Annotated in this window: 14 protein-coding genes; 6 read left to right on the forward strand and 8 right to left on the reverse strand. The window is 58.5% G+C overall.

Going from position 1 to position 12,932, the window contains the following annotated elements; genetic code table 11:
* Positions 1-71: 71 nt before the first annotated feature.
* From JZX87_RS10680 to JZX87_RS10705, 6 genes are all read right to left on the reverse strand, one after another.
* Positions 72-422: a hypothetical protein gene (locus JZX87_RS10680; RefSeq protein WP_183821823.1), complete on the reverse strand. Its 351-nt coding sequence runs from the start codon at positions 420-422 to the stop codon at positions 72-74.
* Positions 423-441: 19 nt separating this feature from the next.
* Positions 442-1,455 carry a betaine--homocysteine S-methyltransferase gene (gene bmt, locus JZX87_RS10685; RefSeq protein WP_206825360.1) on the reverse strand — a complete coding sequence of 338 codons (1,014 nt, stop codon included), beginning with the start codon at positions 1,453-1,455 and terminating at the stop codon, positions 442-444.
* A gap of 102 nt (positions 1,456-1,557) precedes the next feature.
* On the reverse strand, positions 1,558-2,610 hold the full coding sequence (locus JZX87_RS10690; RefSeq protein WP_206825361.1) for a quaternary amine ABC transporter ATP-binding protein: 1,053 nt from the start codon (positions 2,608-2,610) through the stop codon (positions 1,558-1,560).
* Positions 2,603-3,511: an ABC transporter permease gene (locus JZX87_RS10695; RefSeq protein ID WP_148146461.1), complete on the reverse strand. Its 909-nt coding sequence runs from the start codon at positions 3,509-3,511 to the stop codon at positions 2,603-2,605. Before JZX87_RS10695 ends, JZX87_RS10690 begins: the two co-directional genes overlap by 8 nt.
* 187 nt (positions 3,512-3,698) lie before the next feature.
* The gene (locus tag JZX87_RS10700) at positions 3,699-4,694 is read right to left on the reverse strand and encodes an ABC transporter substrate-binding protein (RefSeq protein WP_206825362.1); all 996 of its coding nucleotides are present in this window, start codon (positions 4,692-4,694) and stop codon (positions 3,699-3,701) included.
* Between the two features lie 735 nt (positions 4,695-5,429).
* Positions 5,430-5,573 carry a hypothetical protein gene (locus JZX87_RS10705; protein ID WP_183686908.1) on the reverse strand — a complete coding sequence of 48 codons (144 nt, stop codon included), beginning with the start codon at positions 5,571-5,573 and terminating at the stop codon, positions 5,430-5,432.
* 302 nt (positions 5,574-5,875) lie between these two features.
* Between JZX87_RS10705 and cobU the strand changes: the two genes are divergently transcribed.
* Positions 5,876-6,397: a bifunctional adenosylcobinamide kinase/adenosylcobinamide-phosphate guanylyltransferase gene (gene cobU / locus JZX87_RS10710; RefSeq protein WP_206825363.1), complete on the forward strand. Its 522-nt coding sequence runs from the start codon at positions 5,876-5,878 to the stop codon at positions 6,395-6,397.
* Between the two features lie 8 nt (positions 6,398-6,405).
* On the opposite strand, the gene JZX87_RS10715 is transcribed toward cobU, so the two are convergent.
* The gene (locus tag JZX87_RS10715) at positions 6,406-7,242 is read right to left on the reverse strand and encodes a TSUP family transporter (RefSeq protein WP_148146464.1); all 837 of its coding nucleotides are present in this window, start codon (positions 7,240-7,242) and stop codon (positions 6,406-6,408) included.
* Between the two features lie 129 nt (positions 7,243-7,371).
* Here JZX87_RS10715 and JZX87_RS10720 point away from each other — a divergent pair, with 129 nt between their 5' ends.
* A complete protein-coding gene (locus JZX87_RS10720) occupies positions 7,372-8,337 on the forward strand; it encodes a nucleoside hydrolase (RefSeq protein WP_206825364.1) in 966 nt (321 codons plus the stop codon).
* A gap of 19 nt (positions 8,338-8,356) precedes the next feature.
* On the opposite strand, the gene JZX87_RS10725 is transcribed toward JZX87_RS10720, so the two are convergent.
* Positions 8,357-9,082 carry a Crp/Fnr family transcriptional regulator gene (locus JZX87_RS10725; RefSeq protein ID WP_206825365.1) on the reverse strand — a complete coding sequence of 242 codons (726 nt, stop codon included), beginning with the start codon at positions 9,080-9,082 and terminating at the stop codon, positions 8,357-8,359.
* Between the two features lie 233 nt (positions 9,083-9,315).
* Here JZX87_RS10725 and hemN point away from each other — a divergent pair, with 233 nt between their 5' ends.
* From hemN to JZX87_RS10745, 4 genes are all read left to right on the forward strand, one after another.
* Positions 9,316-10,665, forward strand: a complete 1,350-nt coding sequence (gene hemN / locus JZX87_RS10730; RefSeq protein ID WP_183821807.1) for an oxygen-independent coproporphyrinogen III oxidase — start codon at positions 9,316-9,318, stop codon at positions 10,663-10,665.
* Between the two features lie 145 nt (positions 10,666-10,810).
* Complete coding sequence (locus tag JZX87_RS10735) at positions 10,811-11,095, forward strand: acyl carrier protein (RefSeq protein ID WP_092662234.1); 285 nt, start codon at positions 10,811-10,813, stop codon at positions 11,093-11,095.
* Positions 11,096-11,113: 18 nt separating this feature from the next.
* The gene (locus JZX87_RS10740) at positions 11,114-11,587 is read left to right on the forward strand and encodes a 3-hydroxyacyl-ACP dehydratase FabZ family protein (RefSeq protein ID WP_148146468.1); all 474 of its coding nucleotides are present in this window, start codon (positions 11,114-11,116) and stop codon (positions 11,585-11,587) included.
* A gap of 137 nt (positions 11,588-11,724) precedes the next feature.
* Positions 11,725-12,924, forward strand: a complete 1,200-nt coding sequence (locus JZX87_RS10745; RefSeq protein ID WP_206825366.1) for a beta-ketoacyl-ACP synthase — start codon at positions 11,725-11,727, stop codon at positions 12,922-12,924.
* Positions 12,925-12,932 lie beyond the last annotated feature (8 nt).

Here is a 12,932-nt window from a genome sequence, read left to right on the forward strand (position 1 = left end):
CATGCGCAAAAACAGAGAGCTAAAGCACGGCAAGCGAAGCTTGAGCATCACGACGTGCTTTAGCGCGCTGATCAGACCGGCGCTTTGGGATAGGCCCGCTCCAGACCACCGGAGCGGGTCAAGCCTTGCTTGAAGGCCAGATAGGCGGGATGCTGGCTGGATTTTCCTGCTTCCGACAGACGGATTTGCAGGCGGTCCGGCGCTGTGTTGCCGAGCCACTCACCGCATTTTTCGAGCTTCAGCGTATTAAGGAAACGCGCCTCCGAAGCCTGATCGAGATAAAGATGCAGACCAGCCAGGATCAGGTCGTCCTGGGCCGGATTTTCCATCAGAAGATTAAGCCAGCTCTGTTTGTCTTCGGAAAGGCTGGCCAGCCCTTCGGCGACGGTTTCGCGGCTGCCTATTGGCGATACACTGGTCATTCTGTTCGTCCCCGTTGCCTTAACTCCGGCGACGACGGCGCTCCCGGCCGGAATCGCCACCGGATTCGCTCGCCGTCTTATTGCGGAGCGGGCCGATCTTGTCGACGATTTCTTCGATTGTCGGGCGCGGGCGCGGCGTATAATTGTCCAGCGCTACACGCATTGCCGAAAGATGCTCGCAGGAGGTACCGCAGCAGCCGCCTATGATTTTTGCGCCCGCATCGCGCGCCAGCCGCGCATATTCCGCCATCAGCGGCGGTGTGCCGGAATAATGGATTTCAGAACCGCGAAACTCCGGAATGCCGCAATTGCCCTTGACGATGGTGATTGCATCCGGGTTGGCATCGGTCATGTCGAGAAGCGAGGAAAGAATGTCGGACGCACCGACGCCGCAATTTGCGCCGACTGCTTCCGGCCCGCTGCCGACATCGGCGGCAACACCATGGATATCCCTGGGATTAAGCCCCATCATCGTTTTGCCGGCCGTGTCGAACGATCCGGTATAGGTGTACGGCAGGCCGACTTTCACCGCCGCTTCTGCCGCGGCACGGATCTCGTCCGCCGCCGACATGGTCTCGATCCAGGCGACATCGACACCGCCGGCCTTCAATCCTTCCATCTGTTCGGCAAAAGCCTGAACCGCATCCTCATAGGACAAAGCCCCGAGCGGGATCAGCAACTCGCCGGTCGGCCCGACAGAACCTGCAACGATGACCTTTCGACCAGCCTTGTCGGCCACGGCGCGCGCGATCTCGGCTGCCCGCCTGTTGAGTTCAAGCACCCGGTCTTGCGCATGATGCAGCTTCAACCTGTGGCGAGTGCCGCCAAATGTGTTCGTGAGAATGATGTCGGCGCCAGCATCGACAAAATCCTGATGCAGCTTGGTGATCCGGTCCGGATGCGCCTCGTTCCAGAGTTCCGGCGCTTCGCCTGCTTCGAGCCCGGCTGCGAACAGGTTGGTTCCGGTTGCGCCATCCGCCAGCAGAACGCCCTTTTCTGCAATGAGCGCGGTCAATGGATTGGCTGTCGGCATGGCGCCCTCCTGAAGCTGAAAGTAAGATATAAGGATCTCTTTATATGCTTTCAACCAACAGGATATGCGCCGGCTGCGACGCCGGCGCTTCTGTTTCCGTCTTCACTCTGCCGCCATCTTGGAGGTGTCGGAACCGGCGGGTGTCACCATGGCCGCCATCATCGTCTGCAGGTCGAGCGTGCCGGTGGGCGTTCCTGCTTCGTCGATGATCGTCGCCTTTGTCTGGCCACTCTCGGTCATAGCCTTGGCGGCAGCTTCGAGCGTGGTGGTCGCCTCTATGCGCACCCCGTCCGCCAGTCCGTCGAACGGCTTCATCACCGTTTTCGCCTGGATCACCCGGCCGCGGTTCACCTCCTTGACGAAGGCGGTGATGTAGTCATCGGCCGGTGACAAAACGATTTCCTGGCCGGTCCCCTGCTGCACGACCTGGCCATCGCGCAGGATGGTGATTTTGTCACCGAGCCGCAAAGCCTCGTCGAGATCGTGAGTAATGAAAACCACGGTCTTCTTCAGTTCTGCCTGCAGGTCGAGAAGAACGGTCTGCATGTCGACGCGGATCAGGGGGTCGAGTGCCGAATAGGCTTCGTCCATCAGCAGGATGTCTGCATCGTTGGTCAGTGCACGGGCAAGGCCGACGCGCTGCTGCATGCCGCCCGACAGCTGGTTCGGATAATGGTTCTCGAACCCGGTCAACCCCACGCGTTCGATCCAGTATTGACCTTTCTTCAGGCTTGCCGAGCGGGGAACGCCCTGGATATCGAGCCCGTAAACGGTGTTCTCGATCACTGTACGATGTGGCAAAAGCGCAAATTTCTGAAATACCATCGCCGTCTTGTGACGACGGAATTCACGCAAGTCCCGCTCGTTCATGCCACAGACATTGACACCGTCATAAACGACTTCGCCATATGTCGGTTCGATCAGCCGGTTGATGTGACGGATCAACGTCGATTTTCCGGAGCCGGAAAGTCCCATGACAACGGTAATGCCACCGGCCGGCATGGAAATGTTGATGTCCTTCAGCCCCAGAACATGGCCGTAGCGTTCATTCAGTTCCGCTTTGGAAAGGCCGTTCCTCACCGCCTCCACATGCTGTCGGGCATTTGCCCCGAAAATCTTGTAGAGGCCCTTTATCTCTATGCCGTGACTAGCCATGCACCACCTCCGAATGACGCTGAAGCCGCATGCCGAAGGCCTGGCTGGTGCGATCGAAGATGATGGCGATCGCCACAAGCGCAAAACCGTTGAGGAAGCCGTAGGTGAAAAACTGATTGTTGATCGCCTGCAGCGTATTGCGGCCAAGCCCTCCGACCCCGACCATCGAGGCGACGACCACCATGGCTAGCGACATCATGATCGTCTGGTTGATGCCGGCCATGATTGTCGGCAGCGCCAGCGGCATCTGCACGTTCCAGAGTTTCTGGCCGCGAGAAGACCCGAAAGCATCCGCCGCCTCCAACACCTCCTTGTCGACAAGCCTGATCCCGAGATTGGTGAGGCGGATCATTGGCGGCACGGCATAAATGACGACCGCGATCAGTCCCGGTACCTTGCCGATACCGAAAATAACAACCACCGGGATGAGATAGACGAAGCTGGGCATCGTCTGCATCACGTCCAGAATGGGATTTATCACGCCCTGCACGCGTTCCGATCGCGCCATCAGGATGCCGATCGGCAGGCCGATGATGATGGCAATCAATGTCGACACGGTCACGATGGCAAGCGTCGTCATCGTGTCTTCCCACAGTCCCACAAGGCCGATGAGCAGCATCCCGATCGCAGTGCCGACGGTTATGCGGATGCTTCGGCTGCCAAAATAGACGACCACCAGCATGACGATCAGAACGACCGTCCAGGGCGAGGTGGTGAACAGTCTCTCGAGATAGTTCAGGAACCACTGAAGCGGAGCTTTCAGCGCATCGATTATATATCCGTATTCCCGCACGAGGCCTCTGAAACCGTCATCGATGACTTGGCGTGCCTGGCGAATATAACTGTCGCTGATGGCCGGGAACCGACAGAAGGCTCGTGGCAGGAACTCGCAGATTGCCATGCTCTTCCCCTTGTTGTGCCTGTTTGCATCTTACCAGCATGGCTTCCCGGCATCGCTTCATGCTCGGGCTGGCAATCATCGCGGACGACTTGGCGCGTCGCACGCCCATAAGGGATCTTATGCTGCGCGCTTCTGTGAGGTCATCCGGAGGAGAGGCGGCAGCAATCCGCCGCCTCCCTTGTCCGCATCAAAGCGATGCCTTCACCTTTTCGGCGATCTCCGGTGAAACCCACTTGGTCCAGACGTCCGGCTGGGTCTCCAGAAAATGCTTGGCTGCGTCCGCATTGGTGCCCTGGTTGTCAGTCTGCCAGGCGAGAATGCCGTTGACCGTCGCATTGGTCCACTTTCGGGCCTTGATATAGTCCATCGCAACACCCGCCTTGTCGGCGAACTGCTTGGTCACGACTGTGAAGGCCTGCGATGTCGGATAGGAATTGACCTTCGGATCGGCGCAGTCCGGAACCGCGGTGCAGGCGTCCCAGTTTGCCTTGTCGTGCGGCACATCGAAGGATAGTTTCACCATCTCATACTTGCCGAGAATGGCGGTCGGTGCCCAGTAATAGCCCAGCCAGCCGGTCTTTTTCTCGAAAGCGCTGGCAATCGAGCCGTCGAGGCCCGCAGCCGACCCGGTATCGACCAGATCGAAGCCCTTATCCTTGGCGCCGAGGGCGCGATATAGATTGGCCGTCGAAACCTGGCAGTTCCAGCCGGACGGGCAGTTGGTCACTGCGCCCTTGGACGGATCTTCCGGGGCAGGGAAGAGTTCCGGATATTTGAGCGCCTGTTCGACGGTCTTGATGTCCGGATGGGCGTCAGCCAGGAATTTCGGGATCCACCAGCCTTCGACGGCACCATCGGCAAGGATTTCGGCGGCCTCGATCAATCTGCCTTCCTTGACCGCCGCATCGAGCGGGGTGCGCACGGCATTGACCCAGAACTCGGGTGCCATGTCGGGCTGCGATTTCTCGTTCATCGAGGTAAAGGTTGGCATCGTGTCGCCGGTAACGAGTTCAACGCTGCAGCCATAACCTTCTTCGAGGATGATCTTGTCGACATTCGCGGCAACGCCGGCCGAAGCCCAGTTCATTTCAGCAATAGAGACTGAGCCGCAGTCGGCATAGGCTGCCCCGGCAAACCCATAAAGACCGGCTGCGAAGACGGTGGAAGCGAGGAGTTTTTTCATCGTAAGACCTCCCAGTCTTGGTGTTGACAATCGATACGTGGAGCCGGTGTTACCGAAATCCGTGATGAAAGCGCCTGGGAGCGACGAGGCCGCACCCTCTCAATGGTCGCTGTCCCCATGCGTCTTTTTGCTACCTGGCAACAGCCACAGATAGGGCGCATTTTTCTGTCAGCGCAGGCAGCGTACGGCTTAAATCAAATAAATCAACAGCAGCTGTCAGCGTTGCTTATCCGAGAGTTTCTCGTAACTCCTTGGAAGAACGTGATTTGTGCTGCTTGGAAGGCCTAAAAACGATCAATTGCCGCCTATCTGCGCTGTCCGTATAGGCGCAACTTCGGCGCGATCATAAATGGCGATAAAGTCACGCCCGAGATTTGACCTTTTGTAGCCGATTAGCGGCGCGAAAAAATTTCAGAAAAAAATGCGGTGCACCGAAAAAACGTGTGACCAGTGAATATTGTTTGCTTATCGCACTCCTCAATAACCATCCGGTAAGGAAGTGTCGCTAAATTTCGTGACGCGGACAAGAGCTCCGCCAGTGGCGCCGGAATTTTGGTAATGCGTACCGGCTGCCTCTTTATAGGCCTCAGGCTAGTTCATCATTCTAAAATATTTCAGAGCTGTGATGCAGCAAGGATGCTCTCCTAGGTGGCATCAAGGCGACTTTGTGATCCATCGATCTGCCGATCGTCAGCGTGATGTGCCGGAAAGCCCGGAATATCGGCAGTGCCGGCTTCAGCCGGAATTGGATGTTCTGATGAAGCCGAACAGCGACATGCGGCGTGCGGTGTCCGACGGGCGCGTTTGACGGAATGCCTTGGGGGGTTCGGAATTCCAGGCGATCTGCAGGCCATTGCTGTTTTTGAACACGTAGAGCATTTGGGTGTTTCCTCAGTGGCTGCGATCTCGTCGCGACGCCTTATGTTTTGTCGATCCAATACGCCTCACAAACCCACGACGCCCCTCTGTAATTCGTCACGCGATGTCGCAAAATGAATAGTGCGTCCAAATGCGCAGGCAGGCGGCAATCCGGTTCGGATTTGCGGGACCTGTTGACTTCAAGCTCCGCATGTCCGACGATCTGAGTGCAATACGAATCCAGACAAACCCGAACACGGACCGGACGCCTCTGACATCTACGAATCGTCCGGTTTCGTCTGGCCTCTATGCGACCTTCCTCCATGATCCTATCCGGCAAAACAGCTCTTGTGCTCGGCGGCGCCCGCTCCGGGAAATCGGCCTTTTCCGAACGCCTGGCTGAGGCGACAGGCCTGGAGCGCCATTATATAGCAACCGGCCGCGCCTATGACGACGAGATGCGCGAGCGGATTGGCCGCCATCAGGAGGATCGTGGGCCATCCTGGGTGACTCATGAAGAGCCGGTTGAACTTTCCCATACGCTTGGCGCAATCGACAGGCCGGGACGCGTAGTGCTTGTCGATTGCCTGACGCTCTGGGTCACCAATCTGATGATGGCGGGCGAAGATATTCCGATGCGCTGCGCCGAACTCGCCGCACAACTCTCCAGCCTCGACGCCCGGATCATTCTTGTCTCGAACGAAGTCGGTCTAGGGATCGTGCCGGAGAACAGGATGGCGCGTGAATTCCGCGATCACGCCGGGCGCCTGCACCAGCAGATTGCCGCCTCGGTTGACGAAGTGTTCTTCGTGGCCGCTGGGTTGCCCCTTCGTATGAAGGGGTAATCTTCCTCTCACCAGCCGAGCCAGAGCCGGGCAGGGTGGTTCGGGTCCGCAAGAAGTTTTGTCGCCAGCACAAGACATGACAGCACCAGCAGCGGCTTGATGATCTTCGCGCCCTTTTTCATCGCCAGTCCCGAACCGATCTGCGCGCCGATAAACTGGCCGACCCCCATCAGCAAGCCGACTTTCCACAGGATCGATCCTGTCGCGACGAAGACCAGGAACGAGCCGAAATTCGAGCCGAAATTGATGAGCTTGGTGTGTGCCGTCGCTTTCAGCATGCCGAAGCCTGCGAGAAGCACGAAGCCGAGCATATAGAACGAGCCCGCGCCCGGCCCGAACAGGCCGTCATAAAGCCCGACGAGCGGCACGGCGGTCAGGCCGAAAACGAACGGTGTCACCCGCCGCCGCCCATCCGTGTCCGACAGGCTGGGCTTGAAGGCGAAGAACAGCGCGATTGCAATCAGCAGGAAAGGGATGGCGGCGGCCAGCGCCGAAGCCGGAACAACCGAAGCAAGCACTGCCCCCACAGCGCCGCCCGCGGCTGCCATCAGCGCCATGGGCAACTGGTTACGCAGGTTGATATGTCCCTTGCGCGCATAGGCAATCGTTGCCGACGCCGCGCCGAACTGGCCTTGCAGCTTGTTGGTCGCGATCGCCTCCAGCGGCGGTATGCCGGCGATCAGCAGGACGGGAATGGTGATCAGCCCGCCGCCGCCAGCGATCGAATCGACGAAGCCGGCGAAAACGGCGGCAAGAAACAGGAGGAACAGAAGTTCGAATGCGATATCGGGCACGGGATCAGGCTCGGAGGAGGGCAATTTCAGGAAGGTGCCGCCTTCTTCCATGGAACGGCCGGTCCGACAAGCCCTCTCTGCCTTGATGGCGTTCTGCCTTATGCCCTCGGGATTGCGCCTGATCCGAATGCCGTTATGGTGCGCGGCTTCGCATTCGATTGAAAGACTGGATAAGCTCGCATGCTCAAAGTGATATTCGACACCGATCCCGGCGTGGACGATGCCATGGCACTCCTCTATCTGCACCGCCATCCGGGCATAGATCTCGTCGGTGTCACGACAGTGTTCGGCAATGCTCCGATCGAGATCACGACCCGAAACGCACAGTACCTGCATCAGCAGTGGAAGATCGAAGCGCCCATCGCCAAGGGGGCCGGGCGGGCCTATGACGATGGCCGCGATGCCGCACATTTCGCACCGGTCGTTCATGGCGAGGACGGGCTTGGCAATATTGGCGTGCCGCTGGACGTCGACAATCCGATTGACGAGCGTTCGGCGGCGCAGTTCATCATCGATACGGTGAGAGCCGATCCCGGCAATGTCACGCTGGTCGCCGTCGGTCGCATGACCAACCTGGCGCTCGCCCTGAAGGCCGATCCGGAAATCGCGGCCCTCGTCAAGGACGTGGTGATCATGGGCGGCGCTTTCGACGTTAACGGCAATGTCACTCCGGCGGGCGAGGCCAATATCCACGGCGATCCCGAAGCCGCGGATGTCGTCTTCACCGCATCCTGGAAAGTCACGATTATCGGTCTCGACGTGACCCTGAAAACAACCATGTCATCGGATTATCTGGCGAAAATGGTCGAGGCCGGGCCTTCGGAGCTCAGGCTCCTTTCCGACCTGTCGCAATATTACATCGATTTTTATCGCCAGCGCGTCGGTCTCGACGGCATGGCGTTGCACGACAGCTGCGCCTGCGTTTATCTCACCGAGCCGCATCTCTTTGAAGTTCGCACCGGTCCGGTTCGTGTCGTTTGTGGCGGCCTTGCGGATGGAAAGACTATCCAGGCACCGGATCACGGCCGCAAATATGTCGGCAGCGCCTGGGACGGCGTGCCGAGCCAGCTCGTTTGCACCGGCATTCAGCCGGATGCGATACTCGAAGCAATCCGCGCTGTACTCGTCGAAGGACGTACGCCGTAACCGTGGTGTGTGCGGGCGGTCAGTCGCCGCCCGCGGTCACGGCCAGCTTGTCGAGATCCGGCACATAAACCTGCCGGTTGTTTTCTATGTGAATGAGGCCGTCTTTGCGCAACTTGGTCATCTGGCGGCTGACCGTTTCGATCGTCAATCCGAGAAAGTCTGCGATATCTGCGCGCGACAGCGGCAGTTCGAAGGCGCAGGCACCAAGCCGGTCGGGGTCGGCATGTGCTGCGACCAGAACCAGAAGGCTTGCGACTTTCTCGCGGGCGGATTTGCGCCCCAGCGTCAGCATCCAGTCCCGCGCTTCGTCCAGTTCCGTCAGTGCCTGGTTGTGAAGACGACTGCCGAGTTCCGATGATTCGGAGATCATTCGTTCGAGAATTTTTCGCGGCAACACGCAAAGTTCGGCATCTGTTGCCGCTTCTGCTGCCATCAGGCTTTCGCCGAGAAACGGCCGGCCCATGAAATCCGGCGCAAATTGCAGGCCGACGATCTGCTGGCGTCCGTCCGCCATGATCTTCGACAGCTTTATGACGCCCCTGAGTATATTCGAATAGGAATGAACCTGCTGGCCCTGGCCGATAAGCTCCGTACCAGATTCTACCGCCCTGCGTTGCGAATGCTTGTTCAGCTCAGTGAGTTGAAGCGGGGTGAGCGTCGAACAGATACCGCTATGACGGGCGTCGCAGGCGCGACACACCAGCGGCACCTCGTGAATGTCCAGAATCTTTAGCTGCGCATCCATTCCCATTCCCCCACGCCGGCACACCTGGCCCGAAAATCGGAATTGATTTTCGCAAACCTGATACGCTGCTCAAAAGCTACAGCATTCCTCATTCACCTGACGAAAGGTGCGGCGCTGCAGGCGGCGATCGATGGTCCGAACTTGGTTCAGTTGCCCTTCTCATGCTTGATCCAAGTCAAAGTCGCTAAAATATTCCGCAGGTAGCTCTTGAGGCACATGAGAAGAGGTGTGCGATGAGCGAAAGATTGCTTGCGAAATATTCAGGCTCTGTGCCGCGATACACTAGCTATCCGACTGCGCCGCATTTTCACACTGGTGTAAATTGCGACATCTATTCGCAGTGGCTGTCCAAACTGGATACCGGCAACAATCTGTCGCTCTATCTTCACATCCCCTATTGCGATCGGCTCTGTTGGTTCTGCGCCTGCCATACCAAGCAGACGCTCCGCTATGATCCGATAACAACCTATCTCGCCGCACTCCGCTTGGAGATCGCTGCTGTCGGCGCAAAAGTGCCGAAAGGTGCAAAGGTCACGGCCATACATTTCGGCGGCGGATCGCCGACAATGCTGAAGCCTGAGGACATGACCGATCTGATGGCCTGTCTGCGGGCATCATTCAATGTCGCCGCCGATGCCGAAATCAGCGTCGAAATGGATCCGAACGATCTGGACGAAGCTCGTTATGATGCGCTGGCGGCGATTGGTTTGACGCGCGCAAGTCTCGGCGTTCAGGATTTCGATCCGACCGTCCAAAAGGCGATCAATCGCATCCAGACCTTCGAACAGACCAAGTCCGTCGTTGATGCCGTCCGTGCACGTGGCGTCGGTTCGGTCAATTGTGATGTGCTCTACGGGCTTCCGCATCAGACGCTGGAAGGCGTCGGGCGCACGCTTTCCGACATCTTGTCCCTTTCGCCCGATCGCGTGGCGCTTTTCGGCTATGCTCACGTTCCGTGGATGAAGAAACATCAGACGATGATACCCGAATCCGCATTGCCGGATATCGGCGAACGCTTCCGTCAGAGCAATTTTGCCAGTCGGCTTCTTATTGAAGCGGGTTACCAGGAGATCGGTATCGATCATTTCGCAAAGCCGTCTGATTCGATGGCCGTTGCGGCAAGGACAGGCCGGCTGCGGCGCAACTTTCAAGGCTACACGACCGATAGCGCTGATGCGTTGATAGGTCTCGGCGCGTCTTCCATCAGTCAGTTGCCGCAGGGATATGTGCAGAATATGCCGGCTACCGGGGAGTATCAGCGCATGGTCGAAGTCGAGGGGATGGCGGCAGTCCGGGGCGTGGAATTGTCTGAAGATGATCGTATGCGCGCCTATGTCATCGAGCGGCTGATGTGCGATTTCGGCTTCGATTTCATGCCCTTGCTCGCCAATTTTCCGGCCGGCGCTCATGCGTTGATTTCCGAGGCCCGCGCTTTTGCCCGCAGCAATCCGGATGACATCTGTCGCGTCGGCAACGCCTCCTTCACGATTACGCCGGAGGGGCGGCCGTTTACCCGGACGATCGCCGCGGTCTTCGATCGTTATCTTGAGAGCGGGCGTGGCAGGCACTCTATTGCGGTATAAGTCGCAAGCCTTCATGATTGCGGTGTCAACGATTGCTGTTTAGGCAACAGTTTCGGTGCAAATTTTGCGTCCGAAAAAACGAAGCCATTGGCATTTGGAACCATTTTCCCTATGTGGAGCTACGAATTACCTATTCTCAAAGGACATGGGCGTGACTGCTACATTCGACAAAGTTGCCGACATCATTGCTGAAACCAGCGAAATCGACCGGGAAACCATCACCCCGGAAAGCCACACGATCGACGATCTCGGCATTGATAGCCTTGACTTCCTCGATATCGTGTTTGCGATCGACAAGGAATTCGGCATCAAGATTCCGCTCGAGCAGTGGACCCAGGAAGTCAATGAAGGCAAGGTTTCGACCGAAGAGTATTTCGTTCTGAAAAACCTCTGCGCCAAGATCGACGAGCTGAAGGCGGCCAAGGGCTAAGGTCCTGCCGTAAACCAGATGCTGCTTGAATATTTCCAGATGATCGATCGGGTGGAAACGCTCGATCTCGAAGGAAAGACGCTGACGGCGCGGTCTACCGTGCCGGCGAAAAGCCCCGTGTTCGAAGGTCACTTCCCCGGCATGCCTCTCGTGCCGGGCGTCCTTCTCATCGAAACCATGGCGCAGGCGTCGGGCATGCTCGTGCTTGCCGCCACCGATTTTGCCGCCATGCCGTTCCTGATGTCCGTTGACGGCGCCAAGATGCGCGCTTTCGTCGAGCCCGAAGCCGTGCTCGATATCGAAGCGTATCTCGAACACGAAGGTTCTGGCTATGCTGTCACCAAGGCGAAGATTTCGTCCGGCGGCAAAAAGGTCTGCGACGCTCAGCTGAAGCTGCGCACCATGCCCTTTTCCGAAATCCCGCTGGCGCCGATCGTGCGCAAGCGTGCAGAAGAAGTCGGTCTGGTCGCGGCGATGAATGCCGGCAGGTGAAGACTGTTGCGCGGAAACGCGCGGCGGCCTTGTGGCCACGGCATGGAATGAAACAGAAGCTTGAACCGCGATCCTGATGGGTCGCGGTTTGCTTTGAAGGCGCGGCAAAAGCTGCAAGTCCGCGAAAGAGGACAGAGATGAAGTCTGACAATGATGTTGTGATCACCGGTATTGGCATTGTCACCGGCCAGGGCGTCGGCAAGGATGCGCATGTCGCGCTCCTGTCTGCGGTCACCACCGGCAAGCCGACCGTGGAAACCGAGCGCTTCGCGCCTTATCCGGTCCATCCGCTTCCGGAAATCGACTGGTCCGCCCAGATCGTCAAACGCGACCAGCGCCAGATGGAAAACTGGCAGCGGCTCGGCGTCTTTGCCGCCGGTCTGGCGCTTGATGACGCCGGTCTCAAAGAAGATGCCGAAGCATGCGCCTCGATGGACATGATTGTCGCCGCCGGTGGCGGTGAGCGCGACATCAAGGTCGATTCGCTGATCGTCGATGAAGCCTTGAAGCGCAACGACCGCGACATTCTGCTGAACGAGAAGCTGACGACGGAACTGCGGCCGACGCTCTTCCTCGCGCAACTCTCCAATCTGATGGCCGGCAATATTTCGATCGTCCACAAGGTCACCGGTTCCTCGCGCACCTTCATGGGTGAAGAGGCTGCCGGCATTTCGGCTGTCGAGACGGCGTTTCATCGTATCAAGGCAGGCCAGTCGAGCCACAGCCTCGTCGGCGGCGCCTTCATCGCCGAGCGCGCCGACATTTTGCTCCTCGTCGAGGGTATCCGTGCCCATGCGACAGGCGAATGGCAACCGCTTTGGTCGCGTTCGGGTGACAATGGCGGCGGAATGATTACTGGGTCGGTTGGCGCATTCCTGGTGCTGGAATCCCGCGCCCGTGCCGAAAGCCGCGGCGCCCATATCTATGCCGTCATCGATGCGGTCGAAGGTGATCGCGGCAACCGCGACGAAGGCAAGCTGGAAACACGCCTGTCGCGTCTCGCAGCCTCCGCCTCCGGCCTCAAGCGCGACGACACGGTGGTGTTTTCCGGCGCAAGCGGCCTTGTGGATCTGGCAGCCCGCGAAAAGATCGTGCTGGAAAAGGAATTCGACGGCGCTGCGATCCGTGGTTTCGGTGGTGTCACCGGTCACGCGCTGGAAGCCCAGTTCCCGCTCGGCCTGATCCTTGCGGCCCTCTCGCTCGACGGCAAGAGCCTTGTCCCAGTCTTTGATACGGACCACGAAAAGCCAATGTCCAAGCCGGCAAATCACGCCGTGGTGACAACGGTGGGTTACACGCGCGGTGAGGGCGTTGCCGTCCTCTCGGCGAACGCGTGAAGGAGTAG

The sequence above is a fragment of the Agrobacterium sp. Ap1 genome (assembly GCF_017313375.1).
Classification (GTDB): Bacteria; Pseudomonadota; Alphaproteobacteria; order Rhizobiales; family Rhizobiaceae; genus Neorhizobium; species Neorhizobium cellulosilyticum.